Genomic DNA, 24,044 nt, shown 5'->3' with positions numbered 1-24,044 from the left:
GAGCAGGCGTTCTTTATGTATATACATGCAACATGAAGAGTGGACTTCTCATCACGCCCCATCCCCCAAGCGCTGCAGCACCTTCTCCGGATGTTCATGGATATAAGCCATCGATCAAAGGCTTGCATGATATCGTTTCGTTCTTTATGAAATACATTCGCCATGACAGGATCTTTCCGCCATTTCCGCAAACGCTCGATCGGGGTGAGCTGCGGCGAATATGGCGGGAGATAAAGAAAAAACCCCCGCATCGCAAGGGTTTTCACTAGCGGCCCGAGAGGATAATAACCATTTACCGAAAAGTATTGATATTTCAATGTTTGAGCGACACATTCTTTTGTGTTGTGCAAAATTTGTGCAAAATTCTTTTGAGTTGCTATCTCGTGCGAAAAGGCGGAGAGATCCGCCTTTTGTTTAGCTAAAATAAGCTATAAGTAAAACGATAACAAAGCACACCCCACCACATCACTCGGCTTCATCTTCTCCTCGACGCGATACGTTCCATACGTACCATCCACCTTCACCAGCTTTATTTCGCGAGGCGGTTCATCTTCATATGTGATGTCATCCTCCCTTTGTTTCTCGAAACTGTATGAAGCAATATCGTTCGATACAACTGTATGCGCTGTATACATTTTAATGTTCTTTTCCTCAAGCATTGAACTCAAAGTGAGTGCCACTCTACATTCCCTGCCTCAATAATGATGATGTTCACCCCATCGGTTACTATTTTAACTTTTTCAAGCGATGGAGTTTCGGAAATAAGCACCGCTTCCAATATTTCATCAGCATCAAAGTCTTTAACGCAATCTGTTTCAAAATATGTTACATCTTCAAAAACAATGAATCCCTCAATCATTTCAGGATCTTTAGTTTCGTCATAATCAAATTGCTGCCATTTACATAACTCAGTTTCAATAGATACTCTTTTTGTAGTGGAATCATATTCCACATTATTAATTAAACTCCCATGTAAATTATATCTTTTAAGAAAATCAGATATTCTCATCATTTCTTCCCCCTATTAATCACAATATGCGAAGCTTTTGATCCCTTTGCCACCGGGTTACCATTTATGTCCAAATACATATCATTTTGGATCTTCGCCAAAAGTGGTACTTGACTGTTTCTAGAATAGAAGGGAATGAAGCAAAAAGGATTCCGCCAAGTTGATCTGGCAATGGAGGAACTGCATCATGCCAAATAGCCGTGCAAAATTCGTGCAAAATTTTTTCAAATTCTATCGTATTTTTTCGGATTCCAAAAAAATGGAAAATGACTGCAAACGCAGTCGTATCAAGGGGTTTAAGAATTTTAATCCGAACTAGTCGGATCGTTGGAACGGCCCCGAGAGGATTCGAACCTCCGACGCACGGTTTAGGAAACCGACGCTCTATCCACTGAGCTACGGGGCCATGATAAGAATGTACACCTAAGCGCTGGGACGGCTAGGGGAGAGACTCCATCCCCTCGAGACGTCGAGAATTCCGATTGTTTGATCCGTTCCTGGTTTTTTGAGGAAAAACATCGAAACGAGACCGCTCCTTGCCTTTGGCGCTGTGCAACCGATCAAACGCGCGGCCAGTTTGAGAATATGTTCATTGTTTGGTTGCCAGTGAACTGGGGGCAGGCTCTAGTCATGTTTGTTGATGCATACCGTTTATGGCGTGTCAGACGGGTATATTATAACTGATTTTTTGCTGTTTTAAAAGGTTAAATGGACAAGGAAAAGTTTTGCAAGTGCATAGAATGGCAAAGGATGCTTATGCTACACTAAGGGTAAGGGGATTGGCAAGGGAAGCGGCCCATACACCGTTTTTCGTCGAATCGTCTAGAAAGGCCGACGAGGAATGAAAAAGGCGGCTCATCCCCATTATTTTTTTCAATTAGGGAAGCCTTGTCAGATCTGTCCCCCTTTCTGATGAACTGCCACCGGTTCAAGCAAAAAACAAATTTTTCACCAGCTCTCTAGGAGGTTGGTGATTTACTTGCGCAACCGCTTCTGGAAATCGGTTCTCAAGTAGAAAAAACTTGTTGCATCAGCCTCTATGTTCGCGCGTTCAATCATCGATCAAGTCAAACAGTGGTTTTTCACCAACCTTCTAGAGGCGGCATCAGGCCGCAAAGTGTTGATCTGTCAATATGACTCAAGGGAGGAATGGAACGATGAACCCCCCTGCCCTGTTTCTCGCCCACGGTTCGCCGATGTTGGCGATCGAAGACAATGCGTATACGGCGTTTTTGAAAAAGCTTGGGGAAGGAATTCGCCCGCAGGCGGTCGTCATCTTTACAGCGCATTGGATGACGCGCCAACCGACGGTTTCGGCGGTTGAGGGGACGTATGACATGATTTATGATTTTTCCGGGTTTCCGCGCGAGCTGTATGAAGTGGTTTATCCGGCGCGCGGGTCGGTCGAGTGGGCGGAGCGCGTGCGCGAGCGTCTCGCTGGTGTGGCGGAAGTGGCCGTTGATTCCACGCGCGGGCTGGATCACGGTTCTTGGGTGTTGTTGCACCGCCTATTTCCCAACGCTGACATCCCGATTGTGCAAGCGTCGGTCGTGCCGTGGTGGACGCCGAAGCAATTGTTCCAGCTTGGTGAGGCGCTGCGTCCATTGCGTGACGAAGGATTGATGGTCATCGGCAGCGGCGGGACGGTGCACAATTTGATGGCGCTCCGTTGGGAAGGGCATGCGGAGGCAGAAAGCTGGGCGGCCGCTTTTGATGACTGGCTGTTGCGCGAGTCAGCCGCCCGCAGTGAGGATGTATTCCATTATGAAGAAAAAGCACCTTACGCCAAGCAGGCCGTACCGACCCCCGAACACCTCGCGCCGTATTGGATCGCTTACGGCGCAGGCGATCGCGACCAAGCGCCGCGCGTGTTGTTCCGAGAATATCAATATGGAAGCTTAAGCCTCATGGCTGTGTCTTTTTAAAAGGCCCGCCTCCGACGCCACCGCGTGGGGACGGGCCGTTTCTTTGAGACAAAGCAGCGTTCTCATTTGCCACAGCACTTTTTATACTTTTTCCCGCTGCCGCACGGACATGGGTCGTTGCGGCCGATTTTTTGCTCTTTTCGGCGGTATGGGATGTTGGTCGGCCGCGGAGGTGTTTGCAGCACGGCTTGAAAATGGCGATACCGCTGCTCGGCAATGGCTTTCCACGTTTCCAGCTTCGGGTGATCGATCTCTAGAATCGTATAATAGGCGTACGCGTTCTGTTCGACATCAATCATCCAAGAACGCCCTCGTTTTTCCGCTCTTTTTACATACTGCTCTACTTCTGGGAGCGCCTCTTTATCCAGCTGATGGCAAAGCGCCTCAAAGCAAAATGCTTGGAGGTCATCATCGCGCTGTTTGGAAAAGACTTCTCGCAATACACGCACGGCCTGTTTAGATTTGATGTTGGCGAGCACATGAATAGCGGACAGCGCCGTGTCTTCCTGAAACGCATATGGGCGCACCGCTTCGATCGTTTCTTCACGTTGGAACATCGATAAGGTGGAAACGGCTTGATCAACAAGCACATCACCGTCTTGTTGTTCCAACAGTCGGGCGAGGCGGGGAATATATTCAGCGGCGCCGACGAGCGAGACCGCATACACCGCCAAAATGCCGTCATACGAAAACCAAGGCTGTTGCTCGTTTTTCATCCATGTCAGACCGATATCTTCCTTCGTCATCCATCCGCGTTCAACGAGAATGCGCACGGCTTGCTTGGCTACTAAAAACCAATCGTGATTGTGAAACTCTTCCTCGTGCAAATGCGAAAGCACTGAAAAATAGTGTTCCCATACGTCATCTTCCGTTCCTTCTAAAGCAAGGCGGACAGCTCGCTGCCAAGACCGCGGGAAGTGAGGGAGCAGCTGTTCTCCGTATTTTTCGAGCTGGGCGGCTGGAAACGGGAAAAACCAACGGATGTACTTCGCTGCATCTTTCATGCTCAACAACTGCTCAAGCGCTCGGTCGGTCAACGGCTGTTTGGAGATGCCGTGCAAAATCATCCTCCGTGTTTCTTCGTTGTCCGCCGTTACAGCCTCATCCACCAAACGCTCCACAAGCGCGGCTGGAATATCCGGATACTCTTCGATTGCGTCAAACGCAAACTGGCGGAGGACAGGATGGTCGCTAAACAAATGCGGCTCGATTGTTTGAATAAAGGACATGATCACACCTTCTTTTTTCTGAAATTTCACCCCCGTCGCTGACAGAATATCGACATTCAACCTCCTCGCGACGGGCTTGCGGGTTCTTCCTTCATACATGGAACACAAGCAGCGGCCGATGCGATGGAAATGGGCAGCCAAAGGAGCTCTTGGTCATTTCAAACATCACAGCATCTCCTCCTCTATCATAGACAAAATCCGCTTGATTTGAAACCGTTTTTCCTTCTCGCAAACTCGCTTGTTTGATATGCTAGAAATGGAAGGAGGTGAAGAGGGTGGAAGAAAAAACGATATTGGCGCAAATTTTGCAAGTGCTTGATTTGTACGCGGCGGATATGCGCAAGCAGTTCGAAGCGCTCCATGAGAAATTCGACTCGCTTCAACGCCAAGTCCAAGCGTTGAATGAAAAAACGGATGAAATGGACAAGCGCATCGAGGAGATGGATGGACGGTTTGAGCGGCAGATTGCCCAGTTGGAGCGCACCGTGAACGAACGGTTCGAACGGCTCGAAGCGAAACTCGGCCACATCCGCGTGGAACTCACAAGAAACGGTCGACTTCCACTCCGTCAAAATCGCCCAGCATGATCGAAAAATCCGCCATTTGCTTCACGCTCGATAAATCCTCCACCGCCATCATGCCCCCGTCCTTCCATCAAGGCGGGGGCGTTCGCATCAAGAAAGCTCTCGGGCAAGGTCGGCCGCCAAGGCGGCGTTGTTTTTCACTAAGGCGATGTTTGCTTGCAAGCTTTTGCCTCCGGTTAACGTTTTCACACGGTCAAGCAAAAACGGGGTGACCGATTTTCCGGTGATGTGCTGCTTTTCTGCTTCCTTGAGTGCTTGTTCGATGATGGCGGTGATATACGACTCCTCGAGCTCATCTTCTTTTGGGACGGGATTGGCGATCACAACACCGCCGTTTAACCCAAGCTTCCATTTCGTTTCGAGGAACTGGGCGATCTCTTCCACGCTGTCGAGGCGATAGTCGACGCGAAACGGGCTCGTCCGCGAATAGAACGCCGGCAGGACGTCCGTCTGATAGCCGATGACCGGAACGCCGTGCGTCTCGAGGTATTCAAGCGTCAAGCCTAAATCCAAAATCGATTTCGCCCCGGCGCAGACGACCGCGACGTTTGTCCGCGCCAACTCTTGCAAATCAGCCGAGATGTCCATCGTCCGCTCGGCGCCGCGGTGCACGCCGCCGATGCCGCCGGTCGCAAATACGCGGATGCCCGCCATCTCAGCGCAAATCATCGTCCCCGCCACGGTCGTCGCCCCGTGTTTCTTCATAGCGACGACATACGGCAAGTCGCGGCGGCTCACTTTTTCTACATCGCGGCTTGTCCCTAACAATTCAAGTTCGTCATCCGTTAACCCGATTTTAATCTTTCCATCGATGATCGCGATCGTCGCCGGCACGGCGCCGCGGTCGCGGATGATCCGCTCGACGTTTTTCGCCGTCTGCACGTTTTCCGGATACGGCATGCCATGCGAGATGATCGTTGATTCTAAGGCGACAATCGGCTTTTTTTCGGCCTTCGCTTGAGCGACTTCTTCGGAAAAGACGAGAAAATCATTCATCACTTCGTTCCCCCTTCGCGAAAATACCGCGCATAGGCGGCTTGCAACAGGTGTTCATTCAAAGCGGGATGCACCGTTTCGGCCGTTTGCAGCGTAAGCGCCGCGCTGCTCATCCCAAAGCGGCAGGCGTCTTCCACCGTATGTCCGCCTAAGACGCCGTACAAAAATCCAGCCGCAAAGGCGTCGCCCGCTCCGGTGGCGTCGGTGACCTCAACCTTCGGCGCCGCAATCGCTCCTGTTTCCCCTTGCTTGGTGGCGTACGCGACGCCGTTTGCGCCGCGCGTGACGACAACGTTCTTGGCACCGGCTTGAAGGATCGGTTTCATTATGTCGTCCGTATGCCCGTTGCGTCCCACAAATTCCTTAGCCTCCGCTTCATTCGTGACAAACCACGTCACACCAGACAAATCGCTGGGCAACCGCTTCACTTTGGGCACGGACACAGTCACGACGCAAAGCGGAAGGCGGTCTTGGCGGCACTGCTCGATCACCCATGAGATGACATCAGGCGGAAAATTCGTATCGAGCACGACAGTGGAAATCGGACCGAATTTCAACCATCGCTGCTTCATCCACTCGTTTCCCACTGTATCTTGAACGCTCTCCCATTTACACCTTCTGTTTTGTTAAGGCAAGAGGAAGAGCGATGACAAATACCGATTCATCCCCCACTTACGCTCACACGTGGAAGTGGGGGTCTTCTCGGTTCAGGATGATAAATGGCCATACCCGCCAAGGCGAGAACCATCTCGCCGCGTTCATCGAGCACCGCTGTATACGTCCCGGTGTTCGCTTTTGGCGTTCGCACGATGAAGCTCGTATTGACATATCGGCTCGTCACGTCAATGAGCCACTGTCCATCGTGATCATCGCCAACGGCGCTGACGAGCGAAACAGGTTGAGCAAGCCGCCCTAAGTTTTCCGCCACGTTTCTCGCCACCCCGCCCGCGGTTTGCGTCGCGGTGACGGGATGGGACGTGCCGAGCTGAAACGGCGCAAGCAACCGCGCTTTCCGATCGACATTCGCCCCGCCGATGCAGACGATCGAGGCCGCTTTCCCCATGCCTTTCCCCCTCTCTTCCAATGATCGCAGCCGCGCGATCCCGCCTCTTTCCAAACGGAGAAAACGATTTCAAAAAAGCGGACAGCTGCACGCTTCGAAGCCTCACCCCCCATTGTACCACATACCGCCTGGCAAGAACGGCATAAAGAAGGCACCCCGTCAAAACGACGGGATGCCAACTTTCGGACACTTAGTTTTTGTACGCGCAATACGGACGCAGTTTGACGCCGATCAGGCTGCCGAGGAAAGCAAAGACAAACCACGCCCAGCCGTGGGCGCTGAATGACGCAATGCCGCCGAAATACGCGCCGATATTGCAGCCGAACGCCAGCCGGGCGCCGTATCCCATCATCAGGCCGCCGATCAGCGCACCGATCGTCATGCGCGTCGGACGCTTCCACTGAATCGGTTTTGTATAGCGGCCCGCAAGCGCTGCCGCCAATAAGGCGCCGACCATCAAGCTGATGTCCATCACGGTCGTTGTATCGTAGTAGAGTGGATTCGCGAGCGCCTGCCGTTTCGCTTCATCTTGCCAGTACGCCCAAGCAGTCGGATCGACGCCAAACAGCTGCACGAACTTCGCCCCCCAAAGGGCGAAGGCGGACGTAATGCCCCACGGCTTACCGCTAATCATCAGCACAAGCGCGTTCGTTACAGCCAAGAGCAACGCCCCGACCAGAAGCGACCATGGCCCTTTGTAAATCGCTTTCCAGCCATGACGGTTCTCAAGCGATGTAGCAACGAGTTGGCCATAGCGCCGTTTTTCCGCCACGGTCACCACATAGTAGACCGCTGCCAACAAAACCAACTGAAGCAAAAACCCTCCCAAGGCGCCGAACTCGCCAATGAACGAGAACGGCTTCCATTGCGGCATCTTCGCCCACACGTCAAAGTGGGTCGTCGCAATGACTGAGCCAGCGATGAACCCGATGAGCGTCACGATGCCGTTCGCATCGCCTCCGCCGATATGGTACAACGTCCCGGACGCGCAGCCGTCGCCAAGCTGCATGCCGATGCCAAACAGGAAGGCGCCGACGATGACTGATACCCCCACGCCAAATACATACCCTGACACCGGGTGCCCGAGCGCCGAACCTTTCACGAGCAACGGCAAAAACAACGCGCTGGCCACAGCCATCATGATCATCTGTGCCCGAATGCCTTCCCCTTGGCGGTACAAAATGAATTTCCGCCAGGCCGAAGTAAAACCGAAATGGGCCTGATAAAGCACAAAACCGCCGAACGCTCCCAACAAATATAACAGCGCTTGTTGCCAGGACACACGGCTGTATAAGAACAATGCTCCACCGATTAACACGAAGCAGGAGACTGCAATGATCCATGCCGTCGGATTTTTCGGGGCGTTCGCCGCCTGTTTCGCGCGAACGTCTTGTTGCGCAGTCATTTCCATGGTGCATATCCCCCTTTTCTTTCCCCATTGTTAATATACTCTATAATAATATAAAACAGATTGATTTTCTATGATTTAGATATAAAAATTTCACGTATGAACTTATGGTATAATGTAGAGGATCACATTTCGAGAAAGGAGATTCACATGTGGAACGAATTTAAAAAATTCGCCATCCGCGGCAATGTCATCGATTTAGCCGTTGGGGTGATCATCGGCGGGGCGTTTGGCAAAATCGTTTCCTCGCTCGTCAATGACATCATCATGCCGCTTGTCGGGCTGATTCTAGGCGGCATCAATTTCAGCGATTTGTCTTGGAAAGTCGGCAAAGCGGAAGTGAAATATGGGGCGTTTATCCAAACAGTCGTCGATTTTTTGATCATCGCGTTTTCGATTTTCCTGTTTGTGAAATTGATCAACACGCTGTATGAACGGGTGAAAAAGCAGGAAGAGGTGAAGGAAACCGCACCGACGCTGACGAAAGAGGAGGAGCTATTGACAGAAATTCGCGATTTGTTAAAGCAGCAACGGGAAACGACGTGAAAGCCTGTCTGGAAGATGGACAGGCTTTCATGGCGCTGAAACTTCTCAGTCGGGTTGATGGAATGGCGGCGAACCTGAAAATCGCAGCCGCCCCATCGATGTCCGTTTTCATCGAAGCGCCGCACTCCCGTCAAAGCAGCCAATATGCAAGCGGCGCGGTGAGGATGAGCGTTAAGACGGTGCGTTCAAACCAAATGACAAGAAGCCGCGGCAAGCTGAGCGGGATTTCCGTAGACAAAATGCATGGAATGACAGCGGAAAAGAATAGGATCGCTGATACGGATACAACAGCAATAATGAATTTCGTGACAAGCGGTGCTTCGGTGACAAGCAAGGCCGGCAAAAACATTTCTGCGATTTCGATGGCCGAAGCTTTCGCGGCCAACAGCGGTTCAGGGATTTGCAACAGAAGGGTGAATGGATAGAACAGGTAACCCAACCAGTCAAACACCGGCGTATATTCAGCGAGCAACAGCCCGATCAGTCCGACTGACATAATGGACGGCAAAATGCCCATCGTCATGATGAAGCCATCTCGCAAGTTCTCCCATATGTTTGTCCCAATCCCTTTTGACTGCTCTACCGCCCTCATCGCTTCAGCCCAAGCTTGTTTCATATAGTTGCCCGTTACTTTTTGCTCGGGATCCCCCTTGCCGTCGTAGTATTCATCGCTCATGCGGCTCAGCGGCCAAAGCCGGGCGGTCAGCGCTGTAACGGCAAACGTCACGAGAAAGGTCACCCAAAAATACGTATTCCAGATTGGCATGAGCCCCAATGTTTTCGCCACAACGACCATAAATGTCACGGATACAGTGGAAAAGCCGGTGGCGATGATCGCCGCTTCTTTCACGGTATATTTGCCTTCTTTGAACACTTTATTAGTGATCAATAACCCAATGGAGTAGCTGCCGACAAAGGAAGCGACGGCGTCAATCGCCGAGCGGCCCGGCGTTTTCCAAATCGGCCGCATGACGGGTTGCATCCACACACCGACAAATTCAAGCAGCCCGTAACCAACAAGAAGAGCGAGAAAAATCGAGCCAATCGGCACAAGAAGTCCGACGGAAATGACGAGCTTGTCATATAAGAACGGTCCCATATTCGGCTGAAACAACCATGACGGACCGATGCGAAACACCAACATGACCGCCGTAATCAGCCCAACAACTTTCAGCAGCGAAAAAACGACTGTTACGGCATCTTTGTGCCACGTTTTTTTATAAAATGGATAAATTGCACCGAGAGCGATCACGATCAGAGCATAATAAGGAACAAGTGCTGAAAACTGGGTGCGGATCCATGTCACAATATGATCGAGCAAAATCGACGATGTGCCGCCAATTGACACCGGAACGAAAAATACGAAAATGCCGATGGCACTAAAGACGAAAAACTTCCATGCCCCGCTGGCCGGCGTTGGTGTCGGCACGGATGGCGCCATGTTTGTATCCGTTTTCATTCTCCTCCACCCCCATTTGTTCTTCTACAGGCTAAAGACGACAGCACGGCCGGAAGCATAACCGCTCCCGGTCGCTAAACACCTCGACGGAAGACCATTCCCCCTTCAGATGTACACCTTGCCGTCGTTCACCACCACCTTTCCACCTTTGATCACCGTCTCCGCATGGTTGACGCCGTAATGGTACATGATCTGCACATAATTCGGAACGTTGAAAATGACCAAATCCGCCTTCTTCCCCGGCTCGAGGCTGCCGACGAGATGCCCGCGGCCGATGGCGTGGGCGGCATTGATCGTGGCGGCGGCCATCGCTTCAGCGGGAGTCATGCCCATATGCAGGCAGGCTAGGCTCATGACAAGCGGCAGCGAGACGGTCGGCGACGAACCAGGGTTGCAGTCGGTCGCCAAAGCGACGGGAACGCCGGCGTCGATCAAACGGCGGGCATCGGCGGCTTGGGTCATGAGGAAAAACGCCGTGCCTGGCAAGAGAACGCCGATGACGCCGCGATCGGCCATGCGGCGGATTCCTTCGTCTGACGCGCGAAGCAGGTGGTCGGCGGAGATGGCGCCGACTTCGGCGGCCAGTTCCGCCCCGCCGTACGGTTCGATTTCATCAGCGTGAATTTTCGGCGTCAAGCCGTGCGCTTTCCCTGCTTCCAAAATGAGGCGGGCTTGTTCAGGCGTAAACACGCCGCGCTCGCAAAAGACATCGTTGAACTCGGCCAACCCAAGGCGGGCCGCTTCGGGAATCATCTCGTCGATGACAAGGCGGACGTATTCATCCGGATCGTGCTTCCACTCCGGCGGAACGGCGTGGGCGCCAAGAAACGTGGAGACGACATCGACCGGGTGGGTGTCGTGAAGCCGCTTGGCAATTTCCAGCTGCTTGATTTCATGCTCAAGGCTTAAGCCGTAGCCGCTTTTCGCCTCGACGGTCGTGACCCCATGAAGCAAAAACTGATCGAGCCGCCGCTTGCTTTCTTCATACAACATCTCTTCCGACGCCTCGCGCGTCGCTTTTGTCGTGGCATGAATGCCGCCGCCTGCGTTCATGATTTCCATGTACGTCGCTCCATGAAGGCGCATCGTCCATTCGTGTTCGCGGCTGCCGGCGTAAACGAGATGAGTATGAGGATCGACAAGCCCAGGCGTCACCGTTTTGCCCTTAGCGTCAATGACTTCCGCTTCGGCGAGCCGATCGGCAAATTGGCGGGCCAGTTCATCGTCCGCACCAACCGCCACGATCGTGCCGTTTTCGATCCAGACGCTGCCGTTTTCGATGATGCCTAGATCGCTCATCTTCTCCTTGACAAGCGGAGCCGCGGAGCTTCCCGCCAGCGTGACGAGCTGGCGGGCGCGGCGGACAAAAAGCGGGCGCATATGGATCCCCCTTTCTACTTGAGCATCGGCATATCGATGCCTTTTTCTTTCGCTGTCCGAATGGCGAGCTCATACCCAGCGTCGGCGTGGCGGACCACACCAAGCCCCGGGTCGGTCGTCAACACGCGCTCCAGCCGTTTTTCCGCCTCTTTTGTGCCGTCGGCGACGATGACCATGCCGGCGTGAATCGAGTAGCCCATGCCGACGCCGCCGCCGTGGTGAACCGACACCCAGCTCGCGCCCCCAACCGCATTCAACAGCGCGTTTAAAATCGGCCAGTCGGCGATGGCGTCGCTTCCGTCTTTCATTCCTTCCGTCTCTCGGTTCGGCGAAGCGACGGAGCCCGAATCCAAATGATCGCGGCCGATGACGATCGGCGCTTTCAGCTCGCCTTTGGCCACCATGTCGTTGATGATTTTGCCAAATTTCGCCCGCTCGCCGTAGCCGAGCCAACAAATGCGCGCCGGCAGCCCTTGGAATTGAATGCGTTTTTGCGCCATGCGAATCCAATGGCAAAGCCGCTCATTGTCGCGAAATTCACGCAAAATGACTTCATCGGTTTTGTAAATATCCTCAGGGTCGCCCGAGAGCGCCACCCAGCGGAACGGCCCTTTTCCTTCGCAAAAGAGCGGGCGGATGTAGGCCGGCACAAAGCCCGGGAAGAAAAAGGCGTCGTCCACCCCTTCGTCTTTTGCCACTTGGCGGATGTTGTTGCCGTAATCAAACGTCACCGCCCCTTGCTTTTGCATCGCCAGCATCGCCCGCACATGCGCGGCGATCGACTGTTTCGCGCGGGCGATGTACTGCTTCGGATCGCGCGCCCTGAGTTCGGCGGACTCATCAAGCGTAAGGCCAGCCGGGATGTAGCCGTTCAACGGATCATGGGCGGACGTTTGATCGGTCAAGACGTCCGGAACAAAGCCCATTTCGACGAGACGCGGCAACACTTCAGCCGCATTGCCGACAAGGCCGATTGACAGCGCTTTTTTCTCTTCCTTCGCTCGTTTCGCCATCGCAAGCGCCGCCTCCAAGCTGTCGGTCATCGTGTCGAGATATTTCGTATCAAGGCGGCGCTGAATGCGGGCCGGATCGATTTCGACAGCGAGGCAGACGCCGCCATTCATCGTCACCGCGAGCGGCTGCGCCCCGCCCATGCCGCCAAGGCCGGCGGTTAGCGTGATCGTCCCGGCCAGCGTGCCGCCAAAGTGCTGGCGCGCCACTTCGGCAAACGTTTCATACGTTCCTTGAACGATTCCTTGGCTGCCGATGTAAATCCAGCTGCCAGCCGTCATTTGTCCGTACATGATCAATCCTTTTTTGTCGAGCTCATGGAAATGATCCCACGTCGCCCATGCGGGCACGAGGTTGGAGTTGGCGATCAGCACGCGCGGGGCGTCCGGATGCGTGCGAAATACCGCCACCGGCTTGCCGGATTGAATGAGCAACGTTTCATCGTTTTCTAAACGAAGAAGGGTGTCCACAATCGCCTCGTAGCATTCCCAGTTGCGCGCCGCCTTGCCGATGCCGCCGTAGACGATCAATTCATCCGGCCGCTCGGCGACATCGGGATGCAAATTGTTGTTCAGCATCCGCAGCGCCGCTTCTTGAATCCATCCTTTCGCCCGCCGCTCAGTTCCCGCGGGCGGGCTGACGGTCCGTTTTTCTGCCATCGTCATCCTCTCCTTTTTCCTCTTTGCTTTTCATTGTAAGGGAGCGAAGAAGGAGAAGATAGGCGCACGTCTTTTAAAAGTGATCACATTTTTTTGAATTTTCTATTTCCTCTCCGTTTTATTTGTTCATTTTTTTCGATATCGATCCATTTCTTTTGAAACATACGCCGCCCCCTCTCGCCCGCGATCCGGCAAGGCTGCGCTTTGCCACAGACAAAACCGCCTACCGCGGCGATGGCGGTTTCGGCCGTTGTTCGTCGCGGTAGGCGGTCGGCGTCTCATTCAGTTCGGCTTTGAAGACGCGCGTCAAATAATGGGCGGTGCGAAACCCGGTTTGTTCGGCGATTTCTTTGATCGACAAGTCCGTCTGCCGAAGCAGCCGCTTCGCTTCCTCAAGCCGCCGATTCGTCAGCCACTGGCGAAACGTCACGCCCCGCTTTTTCGACAACAAATGGCTGAAATACGCGGGACTGCGCCCGGCAGCGGCCGCGACCCGCTCAAGCGTGAGCGACGGATCGCGAAAATGCGCCTCCATATAGCGGAGGCCGCGCTCCACGGCGTCGACGCGCGCATCTTCCTCGGCCTGCTTGGCCTCATGGAACAACCGATATAAAAATAAAATCAATTCTTGAACGATACGATACAAGACGGGATTGTACAAAATGTCTTGAAAGATGCGCATATATTCGCGTTCGGTTCCGCCGCGGTCAAGGCCGTATGTTTTCATAAACCGGCGGATTTGTGCCAAGATGCTTGTCAGCCGCGTCCGCACCATCTCCGGACTCGGAAACGGCGGCGACCAATGGGAAAATTCGCGCTGCAGCCACCGTTTCACCGCTTCGTGGTCGAACCGCTCGAGCATCTCGATCCATTGCCGCTGCTCCTCGGGCGTCAAAAACGGATCGAGCTCACGCCACTGTTCGTATTCCGAAGCGGGAGCGATCACTTGGCGATAGCCAATGAAAAACGTCGTCTCGAGCAACCGGCGCGCCGCTTGGTATTGCGCGCGCGCCGTCCTCCGGCCCTCAGGCGGCATCACGACAACCGCGAGCGGCTCATGATGATCTTCCTCCCAATCGCGCAGCAGCTTCCACGCCTCTTCTTTCCCGTCGCCCGGCAAATCGGGAAGCAGGCAAACCGCCATACGGGTGAGCGGCAATACACGCGCCCGTCCGCGAAACGGGTAATCCATCAAGAAACGGATCACTTCTTGAGACAAAGCGGGCTGTTCCGCCTGCACAAGCCATACATGCGCGGAGGCCGCGGAAGGAAAATCGCAAAACAAGGAGCGGTAATCGTCGTGATGGACGTCCAATCCCGCCGGCAAGCCTGGGCGTCCCGGGGAACGCGACGCCGCCGCCCGCAGCGCCTGCTTCAGCCTGGCGGGCTCAAGCGGCTTGACAAGCAAATCGACGCATTGCCAGTCGATGGCTTGTTTCGCCCGCGCGAACGTCGCCTCGGCCGTTGCGGCAATCACCCGTTGGCAAAACAAGCGGACGTGGGCGGTCGCCTGCGGCCATCGTTCATACGGAATCATGTCGAGTTCGACGTACAACAGCTCCGGCGCCTCCCGCTCCAAGACGGCCATCATCTCCTCCACGGTGGCTGCCGTATACACCCGCTCAATCGGCAAGGAATACGCGGACACGAGCCAGCGGATCGCTTCCCGTTCTTTGTCATCCCGTTCGGCAATGACCAATTTCACGTTCTCACCGCCTTGGCTGCAAGCGTTGAAAATGAAGGAGCGCCTCCATGCAAAAGGCGGCCGCCAACGCCACCGTTTTTCCGCCTTCATCCCAGAGTGGATTGACTTCGCAAAGGTCGACGCTGATCGTTTTCGGATGGGAAACGATTCGGCGGATGAGCGCGCGCGCCAGAGACGGGGCGAGCCCAAACGGCGACGGCGCGCTCACCCCCGGCGCGGCGGCCGCGCTGATGGCGTCCATGCAAAAGGTGAGCATCACCGCATCATGATCGGCGGCAAATTTCTCAATTTGTTCATAGGCAGCCTCGATCGGCCCTGCGGTCAGCTCGTCTTCAAGCATGTACCGGCACCCATACGTCTCGGCGTCCGCAAACAGCGCTGCCGTGTTGCCGAGCCGCTGAATGCCAAGGCAGAAGTAGCTCACTCGATCGTCTTGATCCAATATTTGCCGAAACATCGTCCCGGACGTCGGGCCGTCATCGTACGGGCGCAAATCAAAATGGGCGTCGATGTTGATAATGCCAAGGCGGGCATCCGTCCCAAGCGCTTCCCGAACGCCCAAGTAATGGCCGTACGCCGTCTCATGGCCGCCGCCGATCACGATAGGCGCCATGTTGTGTTGCAGCAGGCGGGCGATGGCTTCGCCAAGTTCCGTCTGGCTTTGTTCGAGCCGTTCCTCAACGCAAACGACATCGCCTGCGTCATAGACAACGACCCCTTCCGGAAGATGCCAAGGCAGCCGGGCGAGCGCGGCTTTGACGGCAGCGGGCGCCTCTTTCGCCCCTTGGCGGCCTTGGTTGCGGCGCACGCCTTCGTCGCACGCAAACCCGATGAATGCCGCCGCTCGTTCCACCGTCTCCAATGGCTTGGACAAATCGAGCAGGCGAATGCGCTGATGAAGACGAAACGCCTGCTCATCGCTCACGCTGTCAATCCGTCCCGTCCAACGGCCGGCGTCTGGCGGTTGATACATGAGACCATCTCCTTTCCATCATCAGCTGCTTGTTTCTTTCGCCACAGCTTTGCCGTTCTCCTCCTCATGCACGCGAAAAGAGGAAATCGCCGCCGTTTGGCGAATAAAAAAACATGATTGACAACAGAAAGGGTGTTCCACATGAAGCCAATGACCAACTTGCACGCTGTCATCGCCGGTCAAAGCGCGCCGCCCCCATGCGACGAAACGCTCGGCGTCCGCCTGACGGAAGCCCGAGACGGCTATGCGAAAGGCGTATGGACAATCAGCGAATCGCTGCTCAACGGCAACGGGGTGATTATGGGCGGGTTCGTCGGGGCGGCGGCGGACATTCTCATGGCGTATGCAGTGACGACCTTGCTTCGCGATGACCAAATGCACGCCTCCATCAACTTGCAGACGACGTTTCACCGCCCAGCGGCGGCTGGAGAAGCCGAAATCGAGGCGCGGGTGGAAAAGTTCGGGAAAACCGTCGCCTATGTAACCGCCATCGTGCGGCAAAACGGCAAAGAGGTGGCGAGCGCCACGTCGTCGGTGCTGATCATGGACAAACCGTGAAGGTGATGGATCTCCAAAAGGCGTTTTTGCGCATGCTCGTTCTCCTTGGATTCGACGAGGCCAAACAGCAGCTGCTGTTGTTGTTTTGAAACGCATGGAAAGCGATGATCAGAGGAATCCGAGAAAACCGGTGAAAAACGATGATGTTCGCCAAATCGGTGGTTTTGTTGAAAAAGGAGAACCAATTTCACAAGGTTTCCCCACTTGAGAAGAGGCGTTGTCGAGTTGCCTTTTTCATGACATCATCAGTCCTCAATGGCGAAACGAGGTGAGGCGCAGCCGTTTTCGACCAGTTGCCAAGCGCCGGAGAAAGCGCTGTCAAAAACAGCCGCTCTCCGGCGCCTTTCGTTGCTTGTTACCCACGGACAAACGTTTTCGGCATTACGACGGCGACGACTTGCCCGCGGGCGCACAGTTCGCCGTTGGCGAACACTTCGGTGTCCACTTTCCATTTTTTCGGATGAATCTCCGTCACAGTGCCGACGGCGACAAGCGGCACTCCATGCGGCGTCGGCTTGACGAAATCGACGTGAAGCGACGCAGTAACAAAGCGCGGCGGCGTTTCCCCGCTCCCTGGTTCATGGCCGTTTTTCCGATGCAAGGCAAGCGCCGCTGAACCGGTGCCGTGGCAATCAATGAGCGAGGCGATCAGCCCGCCGTACACAAACCCTGGAATCGCCGTATGTTCCGGACGCGGCGTATACACCGTCACCGTTTTGTCGCCCCGCCACCCGGTGCGGAAATGGTGGCCTTGTTCATTCAGACGCCCGCAGCCGTAGCACCAGGCGAATTCATCAGGGTAGTCGTCTTGAATCGCGTGCACGATCATTTCTTCCACGTCATCCTCCCCCTCTCTTTTTCTAGTATACCATTGAATCGAGAAGACGACGACTCCTACATGGACGGTTGTTGTCTAGCGGCAGGCAAGGCCATACGAAGAAAAATGGAACGAAGCGCCAATCGCCAGACGGCAAATTCATAGGCGGCCCAAACAGCTGGCCGCCTAGCGTGACGCCATTTATCGAGCAGGCTCGTAAAACTCGATCCATTCGCCGTCGGGCCCGAGGAAGAACAAATATTTTGCTCCGTTCGGAAGTGTCGTTATTTCTTCCCACACAAGCGGCACACCGAGCGACTGAAGCCGTTCTTTCTCCTGCTCAATGCCTTCCACCGTAAACGCCACATGGTGCACTTTTCCTTCCGTCGGCAAATCCGGATTGTATCCTTCGATCAGCTCGACAATGATCGAGCCGCCAATCCCTAAAAACGCCAATTTCATCGTGCCGTTCGTATGAATCATTTCGTCGAGCAGCTCCAAGCCGACAACATTTTGATAAAACTCTTTCGATGCTTCGATGTCTTTCACTTGAATGCCGACATGTTCAAATTTTTTGACTGCCATTCGTCCCTCTTCCTTTCTATGACTCAGTTAACCATACTGCTTGTAAATACGGCGTCATCTGCATCGGGAAAATCCCTTTTTTCCCAAGCTCTGTCCATATGTAGCGGTCAAGGGCGTACGGTCCGTCCGCCTTCCATTCGTCCGCCTCACTGTTGGTCAACAACAACGAAAAGGCTGTTCCTTGCGCTTCCCCATACAAATGAACGTATCCGTCCCCACGGTCGACATGCACCGCCGCCTTAGGGTCAAACCGGATGAGCTCCGCCTGCACACAGCGCATGACACAAACGGCGAACGCTGCGGCAGGGAGATGAGCGGCCATGCAAGCGCGGAGCGAAACCGCCTCCTCCACTGTTTCTCCTTCACCTCCCATCGACAAAAACCCCCTTCGCCTCGGAATGATGCGAAAGGGGCCATGAGCCGTTCTTATCATCCAAAGCGAAACCGCTTTGCGGGTGTTAGCACCTTGCCTGCGGCAGGTTGCTGTGGGGTCATCAAGCCCGTTCTCTCGCCCACTCTTGATAAGACGTATGCAATTTATCTTCTATCTTATCATACATCATCAAAGGCAACAATCGTCATTGTTCGACTTCCGGTTGCTCGGACGTGACGCCGACATCTTTCCACGTCAGTTTCGAGCCCGGATCGACCGTGAAGTTGGCGACGCGGTTGTTGACGGCATAAATGGCCGAACGATACAACGTCGGGATGACCGGCACTTCTTCGTTCATCAGCTTTTGCCATTCACTGTAAATTTTCCGACGATATTCTTTGTCAAACGCCTGTTCGGAATGGCCTTTTTCCAACAGTTCATCGTTTTTCTCATTCACCCAGCGCGAGTAGTTGAACATGACGTTGCGGCCGTACAATCCGTACGGGTCGACGTCCGTTCCAGTTCCCCAAGCGGCGGCGTAGACATCCACTTTCGGATCGTCTTTTTCGACCATATCGTAGAAGGAGTTGAACTCCGCCAAGCGTCCGTCTACAAGCTGAACATCGAGGCCCACATCTTTCCAGCATTGCATATAAAATTTGGCCAGCGGTTCAGCGATGTCCCCACCGCTCATCGCCAAGAAGTTGATCTTGAATTTTTTGCCGTTTGGATCTTCGCGGAGGCCATCGCCATCCACATCTTTATATCCCGCTTCATCCAGCAATTGTTTCGCTTTTTCCGGATTGTACGTATATCCTTTGATGGAGCTGTCATGATAGCCCGGGAACGACGGCGGAATGAGCGTGTTCGCCGGGAAGCGCAAGCCATGATACAGGCGGTCAGCCACCTCTTGGTTGTTGATGGCATACGCCATCGCTTGGCGCAGTTTTTTGTTTTGGAATTTCGGATTGTCCATTACGTTTTCCTGCTTTTTCGCATCCCAATGGCCGAGTTTAAAGCCGATATAGTTGTACGCCAAATCCACTCTACCGATAAACTGAATGTTTTTCGTCCCTTTCGCGTTCAAATATTGGTCAGTCGGGAACTCAGCGACGTCAATTTCGCCTTTTTTCAGCGCTTGCAGGACGACTTGCGGGCTGACGACTTTCAAAATGACGCCTTCCAAGTTCGGTTTGCCAGCCCAGTAGTCATCATTGCGAACAAACTCTACCGACTCGCCCGGAACGATTTTCTTCACTTTAAACGGACCGAACCCGATCGGGTTTTTCCGGATTTTATCCGATTTCGCCAAGTCTTTGATCGGAATGTCTTTCAAGTAATGCTTCGGCAGCGGATACGCCCAAATGCCGGTCAACACCGACGGATTGGCCTGTTTCCATGTGATCGTCAACGTCTTTTTGTCGATGACTTTAATGCCGGAAATTTTATCCGCTTTGCCGCTGTGATATTCTTCCATCCCGACGATCCCTTGGATGAGCGCATCGCCATAGCGGACGCCGGTGTAATCTTTATGGCCGATGACCAAATACGCATACTCCAAGTCTTCAGCGGTCACCGGCTGGCCGTCATGCCAATTCACATTGTCTTTAATATGGATTGTCATCGTCTTTTTATCATCCGACAACTCATACGTGGCAGCCCCATCATTTGTAATTTCATAGTCACCGTTCGTCCGGAAAAGCGACTCGTCAAAAAATTGCAAAATCTCTGCGTCGGGCGCTCCGGTGTAGAATGCATAGCTGAGCGTCCCTTCAAACGGCGTATCGGACACAAGGCCGTATTTCAACACGCCGCCGTCGATGATTTTCCCGTCGTTTTTCACCGTCATCGGGAATTTGCTGATGTCTTCCTTCTGAGCCGCCGGTTTTTCGTTATTGTTGCCCTTTCCGCTCGTTGTGTCGGATTTGCCCGTGCACCCGGCGAGCACGAGCAAGAGCGCGGCGAGAGCCGCCAGCCATTTTCTCTTCACATTTTCTTCCCCCTTATCCTAGTCGTTGTCTTGCATCAGCCGCACGTTTCAGCGCTTGGCCGATGAAATTTATGCACAGCATCATCACTAAAATAAGCAATGACGCAGGCAACCAAACCCACCATTTGTTTTGCAAAACATCCGGGTTGGTCGCATAGCTGACCAACGTCCCTAAGCTCGGCGTGCTCTCCGGCAGCCCGAAGCCAAGATACGTGAGCCCGGACTCGATGCCGATGTTGCCCGCCAAATTTAACGTCAAATTGACGATAATGATCGAGCTGAGGTTGGGCAAAATTTGAAAAATAATGATTTTCCAATCTGGCGTGCCGAGCGTTTTTGACGCGCTGACATAATCCAGCTCGCGCTCGGCCAGCGTTTTGGCGCGGATCAGCCGGGCTTTGCCCGTCCACAAAAACGCGCTCATGATCAAAATGAACGTCAATACATTATATTTAGGCACAATGGCGACAAAAACAATAACGAGCATCAAAAACGGCAGAACGAGAATGAAATCGATGATGCGCATAATGACATTGTCAATCCAGCCGCCAAAATAGCCGGCCACCAATCCGACAATGAGGCCGATCGCCCCAGTGATGAGCGTAATGGCCAGCCCGATCGTAAACGAATTGCGGGCGCCGATGATGAGCTGGCCAAACACGTCGCGCCCCCCGTAGTCTGTGCCAAGCCAGTGTTCCGCTGACGGCGGAGAATAGATGGAAAGAAAATCCACTTTCACGATTTCCTCTTGATCCAAAAAGAGCGACACGCCATAGACGATCGACAAAAGGATTCCTAAAATGATGAGCGAACCAAGCGCGAGCCGATCCCGAGCCACCTCCCGCCACATGATCGAAAAGGCGGAAGGGCTTTTCTCGATGTTCGCTCCGGCCGGCGTTGGGCCGCTGATTTCCGCTTTCATGTCAGCTGCCTTCCTCCTTCCCTACTCAATCCGGATGCGCGGGTCGACCGCACTCAAAATGATGTCCGACAACAGCGTGCCCACCAGCGTCGCCAGGCCGGAAATCATGACGAGCGCCGTCACGACGCTGTAATCCCGCTGCATAATCGACTGCAAAAACAGCTGGCCAAGCCCCGGATAGCTGTAGATCGACTCCAAAAACACGGAACCGCCGACAAGCCCGGTGATCTCATACCCTAAAAACGCCGCGATCGGCAAAAACGAATTGCGCAAAATATGGCGCCAATAGATGTGCCGCTCCGGCACGCCTTTCGCCCGCGCCGTTTTCACGAAATCTTTCACTTTCGTATCGACGATTTCGCTGCGCAAATATTGAATCGTAACGACCGTGTTGATGAGCGCTCCCGACAACGCCGGAAGCATGAGATGGTTCAATTTGCTTAAATAGTAAGCGAGCGTCCCTTCCTCGACCTGAACGTCCACGCTGCCGCCGGTTGGAAACCAGCCAAGGTGAAAGCCGAAAATAAACAGCATGATCAAAGCAAAAATGAACAGCGGCGTGGCAAACCCGAGATAGCTGTAGCCGACGATCAGCTTATCAGCCCATGTATCTGTCCATCGCCCCGACACGATGCCAAGCGGAATGGCAATCAGGTACGTCAAAATTAAAATCGCCGCCGACAGCAACACCGTATTCCCGATCCGTCCGGCCAGCAGATCAGTGACCGGCTGCTGGTGGGTATAGGAAAGGCCGAGATCCCCTTGCAGCATGTTTTTCACCCAACGGATGTATTGAATATGTACCGGATCATTCAAGCCAAGTTTTTCCCGCATTTCCTCAAGCGTCTGCGGATCCATTTTCGGGTTGGCCGCCAGCTGCCCCGTCAGCGCGTCGCCCGGCATCGCCTTCGCCAGTAAGAAAATGAGGACGCTCAGCAAAAACAATTGCGGAATCATAATGAGGATTCGCCGTAAAATAAATTTCAGCATCTTCCCGTCTTCCCCTCTTTACGGAATGGCCACCGAGTGCGTCGGCGAAATCGGCTTGAGCGGGTGAGCCCGGCCGTTTGCATCAAAATAGCGGGAATACGACTGCTCATATTCTTTTTCCACTTCGCGGCGAAGCGCCTCCTGCCGGCCGCGTTCGCGCGGATCGGCGTTCGGAATGGCGGAGAGCAGCCGTTTCGTATAAATATGTTGAGGATTCGTAAAAATCTCCTCGCTCGTCCCTTCCTCCACGAGCCGGCCGCGGTACATAATGCCGATGCGGTCGCACATATGCCGGATGATCCCTAAATCATGGCTGATGAACAAATACGTCAGCCCGTACTCCTGCTGGATTTCTTTCATGAAATTCAACACTTGCGCCTGCACCGACACATCAAGCGCCGACACCGGCTCATCGGCGATGATGAGCTTCGGATTGAGCGTGAGCGCCCGCGCAATGCCGATGCGTTGGCGCTGTCCGCCGGAAAATTCATGCGGATATTTGTAAATCGACTCCGCGCTCAAGCCGACCCGCTCTAAAACGTATTGCACCTTCTGCCGCTCCTCTTGCGGGGACAGGCGTTCAAAATTGCGGAGCGGCTCGGCGACAATGTCGAGCACACGTTTGCGCGGATTGAGCGAAGAATACGGATCTTGGAAAATCATCTGGATGTCTTTCCGATACGGATGAAACTCGCGGCGGCGAAGCTTTGTCAAATCCGTCCCTTCAAACAGCACTTCCCCGGCCGTGGCGCGGATCAAACCGATAATCGTGCGCCCTGTCGTCGTCTTGCCGCAGCCGGACTCGCCGACGAGCCCGTACGTTTCCCCTTTGTTCAGCGTGAAACTGACATCGTCCACCGCGCGGACATGGTCGACCACCCGGCGAAAAAAACCGCCGCGCACCGGATAGTATACTTTCAAATGGTTGACGTTAAGAAGCGCCATAGCCGATTCCACCTACCGTTTGATCATCGGGAAAATAAAAATGTTGGTAACATGTGCAACGCACCCAGTGCCCCGGCTCCACTTCCCGCAACTTCGGATCCGATTCGTGCTTATCCGCCCCAATCCAGCTGATGCGCGGCTGGAAGCGGCAGCCGCGCCGCGGCAGTTTATGCAGCGGGGGAACGATCCCTTGGATGACGTGGAGTCGTTCCTTTTTCGTCTGCGCAGACGGGATCGACTGCAACAATGAGCGAGTGTATGGATGAAGCGGACGGTGAAAAATGGTATCGACGTCCGCTAACTCAACGATTTCCCCAGCATACATGACCGCCACACGGTCCGCCATTTCCGCCACCACCCCCAAATCATGCGTGATTAAAATAATGCTCGTTTTCATTTGCCGCTGCAACTCTTTGAGCAGCCCTATGATCTGCGCCTGAATCGTCACATCAAGCGCCGTTGTCGGTTCATCGGCGATGAGCAGGGCGGGCTCGCAGGCGATGGCGATCGCGATGACGACCCGCTGCCGCATCCCCCCGGACAACTCGTGCGGATAACGGTGGTACACCTTTTCCGGCTCCGGAATGCCGACTTTGCGAAGCAAGACGATCGTTCGCTTCTTTTTTTCGGCTGCTGACAGCCGCAGATGGTAATCCATGCTTTCTTCGATCTGCCGGCCGACCGTCATGAGCGGATTGAGCGCCGTTAACGGATCCTGAAAGATCATCCCGATTTCTTTGCCGCGGATGCGATTGAGTTCGGCAACGGAGAGCGACAGCAAATTTGTCCCTTTAACTCACATTTCGCACCCTAACAAGGTCAAAACAAAGGATTTTTTATTTAGTTTTTCAGAATAACTTTTTGACCAACACAACGAGCGATGGCAATCCTTTTTTTACCATCGCTGGTCGTTCCGT

Annotated in this window: 21 protein-coding genes, 1 tRNA gene, 2 pseudogenes and 1 riboswitch; of the genes and pseudogenes, 4 read left to right on the top strand and 20 right to left on the bottom strand. The window is 54.0% G+C overall.

Features of this window, described 5'->3' with window-relative positions; all coding sequences use genetic code 11:
- Positions 1-664 precede the first annotated feature (664 nt).
- Positions 665-1,009, bottom strand: a complete 345-nt coding sequence (locus ACVBDQ_RS13810) for a hypothetical protein (protein WP_230581431.1) — start codon at positions 1,007-1,009, stop codon at positions 665-667.
- 333 nt (positions 1,010-1,342) lie between these two features.
- Positions 1,343-1,415 (bottom strand) — tRNA-Arg (locus ACVBDQ_RS13805).
- 751 nt (positions 1,416-2,166) lie between these two features.
- On the opposite strand from ACVBDQ_RS13805, the gene ACVBDQ_RS13800 reads away from it, so the two are divergent.
- Positions 2,167-2,934 carry a DODA-type extradiol aromatic ring-opening family dioxygenase gene (locus tag ACVBDQ_RS13800; RefSeq protein ID WP_014195545.1) on the top strand — a complete coding sequence of 256 codons (768 nt, stop codon included), beginning with the start codon at positions 2,167-2,169 and terminating at the stop codon, positions 2,932-2,934.
- 62 nt (positions 2,935-2,996) lie between these two features.
- Here ACVBDQ_RS13800 and ACVBDQ_RS13795 read toward each other — a convergent pair whose 3' ends face one another.
- Positions 2,997-4,163, bottom strand: coding sequence for a HEAT repeat domain-containing protein (locus tag ACVBDQ_RS13795; protein WP_047757779.1), 1,167 nt, complete (start codon positions 4,161-4,163; stop codon positions 2,997-2,999).
- 275 nt (positions 4,164-4,438) lie between these two features.
- Here ACVBDQ_RS13795 and ACVBDQ_RS13790 point away from each other — a divergent pair.
- Positions 4,439-4,784, top strand: a pseudogene (locus tag ACVBDQ_RS13790) (hypothetical protein).
- Between the two features lie 53 nt (positions 4,785-4,837).
- Here ACVBDQ_RS13790 and ACVBDQ_RS13785 read toward each other — a convergent pair.
- From ACVBDQ_RS13785 to ACVBDQ_RS13770, 4 genes are all read right to left on the bottom strand, one after another.
- Positions 4,838-5,743, bottom strand: coding sequence for a pseudouridine-5'-phosphate glycosidase (locus ACVBDQ_RS13785; protein WP_047757767.1), 906 nt, complete (start codon positions 5,741-5,743; stop codon positions 4,838-4,840).
- Complete coding sequence (locus ACVBDQ_RS13780) at positions 5,743-6,315, bottom strand: PfkB family carbohydrate kinase (RefSeq protein WP_236687304.1); 573 nt, start codon at positions 6,313-6,315, stop codon at positions 5,743-5,745. Before ACVBDQ_RS13780 ends, ACVBDQ_RS13785 begins: the two co-directional genes overlap by 1 nt.
- An 89-nt stretch (positions 6,316-6,404) precedes the next feature.
- Positions 6,405-6,806: a PfkB family carbohydrate kinase gene (locus tag ACVBDQ_RS13775; RefSeq protein WP_318549134.1), complete on the bottom strand. Its 402-nt coding sequence runs from the start codon at positions 6,804-6,806 to the stop codon at positions 6,405-6,407.
- A gap of 190 nt (positions 6,807-6,996) precedes the next feature.
- Positions 6,997-8,217: a YeeE/YedE family protein gene (locus tag ACVBDQ_RS13770; protein ID WP_011230868.1), complete on the bottom strand. Its 1,221-nt coding sequence runs from the start codon at positions 8,215-8,217 to the stop codon at positions 6,997-6,999.
- A 147-nt stretch (positions 8,218-8,364) separates the two neighbouring features.
- Between ACVBDQ_RS13770 and mscL the strand changes: the two genes are divergently transcribed.
- Positions 8,365-8,760, top strand: coding sequence for a large conductance mechanosensitive channel protein MscL (gene mscL / locus ACVBDQ_RS13765; RefSeq protein ID WP_011230867.1), 396 nt, complete (start codon positions 8,365-8,367; stop codon positions 8,758-8,760).
- Positions 8,761-8,890: 130 nt separating this feature from the next.
- Here the strand turns inward: mscL and ACVBDQ_RS13760 are convergent, their stop codons facing one another.
- From ACVBDQ_RS13760 to hutG, 5 genes are all read right to left on the bottom strand, one after another.
- Entirely contained in the window at positions 8,891-10,219 is a 1,329-nt protein-coding gene (locus ACVBDQ_RS13760) for a YjiH family protein (RefSeq protein ID WP_047757766.1), read from the bottom strand.
- Positions 10,220-10,324: 105 nt separating this feature from the next.
- A complete protein-coding gene (gene hutI, locus ACVBDQ_RS13755; RefSeq protein WP_171698269.1) occupies positions 10,325-11,599 on the bottom strand; it encodes an imidazolonepropionase in 1,275 nt (424 codons plus the stop codon).
- 14 nt (positions 11,600-11,613) lie between these two features.
- Entirely contained in the window at positions 11,614-13,269 is a 1,656-nt protein-coding gene (gene hutU, locus ACVBDQ_RS13750; RefSeq protein ID WP_171698268.1) for a urocanate hydratase, read from the bottom strand.
- 223 nt (positions 13,270-13,492) lie between these two features.
- Complete coding sequence (locus tag ACVBDQ_RS13745) at positions 13,493-14,974, bottom strand: response regulator transcription factor (RefSeq protein ID WP_047757763.1); 1,482 nt, start codon at positions 14,972-14,974, stop codon at positions 13,493-13,495.
- A gap of 4 nt (positions 14,975-14,978) precedes the next feature.
- The gene (hutG, locus tag ACVBDQ_RS13740; RefSeq protein ID WP_047757762.1) at positions 14,979-15,947 is read right to left on the bottom strand and encodes a formimidoylglutamase; all 969 of its coding nucleotides are present in this window, start codon (positions 15,945-15,947) and stop codon (positions 14,979-14,981) included.
- Positions 15,948-16,088: 141 nt separating this feature from the next.
- Here hutG and ACVBDQ_RS13735 point away from each other — a divergent pair, with 141 nt between their 5' ends.
- Positions 16,089-16,505 (top strand): PaaI family thioesterase, encoded by a 417-nt coding sequence (locus ACVBDQ_RS13735; protein WP_014195531.1) that lies wholly within the window; start codon positions 16,089-16,091, stop codon positions 16,503-16,505.
- 355 nt (positions 16,506-16,860) lie between these two features.
- Here ACVBDQ_RS13735 and ACVBDQ_RS13730 read toward each other — a convergent pair whose 3' ends face one another.
- The 8 genes and pseudogenes from ACVBDQ_RS13730 to ACVBDQ_RS13695 all read right to left on the bottom strand — a co-directional run.
- Positions 16,861-17,343: a PaaI family thioesterase gene (locus ACVBDQ_RS13730; protein ID WP_013523474.1), complete on the bottom strand. Its 483-nt coding sequence runs from the start codon at positions 17,341-17,343 to the stop codon at positions 16,861-16,863.
- 180 nt (positions 17,344-17,523) lie between these two features.
- Positions 17,524-17,907, bottom strand: a complete 384-nt coding sequence (locus tag ACVBDQ_RS13725) for a VOC family protein (protein ID WP_014195529.1) — start codon at positions 17,905-17,907, stop codon at positions 17,524-17,526.
- Positions 17,908-17,923: 16 nt separating this feature from the next.
- Positions 17,924-18,280 (bottom strand): hypothetical protein, encoded by a 357-nt coding sequence (locus ACVBDQ_RS13720; RefSeq protein ID WP_014195528.1) that lies wholly within the window; start codon positions 18,278-18,280, stop codon positions 17,924-17,926.
- Positions 18,281-18,330: 50 nt separating this feature from the next.
- Positions 18,331-18,435, bottom strand: a riboswitch (SAM riboswitch).
- A gap of 50 nt (positions 18,436-18,485) precedes the next feature.
- The gene (gene opp4A / locus ACVBDQ_RS13715; RefSeq protein WP_014195527.1) at positions 18,486-20,270 is read right to left on the bottom strand and encodes an oligopeptide ABC transporter substrate-binding protein; all 1,785 of its coding nucleotides are present in this window, start codon (positions 20,268-20,270) and stop codon (positions 18,486-18,488) included.
- 13 nt (positions 20,271-20,283) lie between these two features.
- On the bottom strand, positions 20,284-21,192 hold the full coding sequence (locus ACVBDQ_RS13710; RefSeq protein WP_047757761.1) for an ABC transporter permease: 909 nt from the start codon (positions 21,190-21,192) through the stop codon (positions 20,284-20,286).
- 21 nt (positions 21,193-21,213) lie between these two features.
- Positions 21,214-22,182 carry an oligopeptide ABC transporter permease gene (gene opp4B, locus ACVBDQ_RS13705; protein ID WP_014195525.1) on the bottom strand — a complete coding sequence of 323 codons (969 nt, stop codon included), beginning with the start codon at positions 22,180-22,182 and terminating at the stop codon, positions 21,214-21,216.
- Between the two features lie 18 nt (positions 22,183-22,200).
- Positions 22,201-23,127, bottom strand: a complete 927-nt coding sequence (locus ACVBDQ_RS13700) for an ABC transporter ATP-binding protein (protein WP_004892015.1) — start codon at positions 23,125-23,127, stop codon at positions 22,201-22,203.
- A pseudogene (locus tag ACVBDQ_RS13695) lies at positions 23,114-23,920 on the bottom strand (ABC transporter ATP-binding protein); the annotation flags it as partial. The pseudogene ACVBDQ_RS13695 and the gene ACVBDQ_RS13700, both read right to left, overlap by 14 nt.
- Positions 23,921-24,044 lie beyond the last annotated feature (124 nt).

It is taken from the genome of Geobacillus sp. CCR (assembly GCF_052906625.1).
The sequence above is the reverse complement of the archived record's forward strand: the minus strand, read 5'-3'. Positions and strand labels throughout refer to the sequence as shown.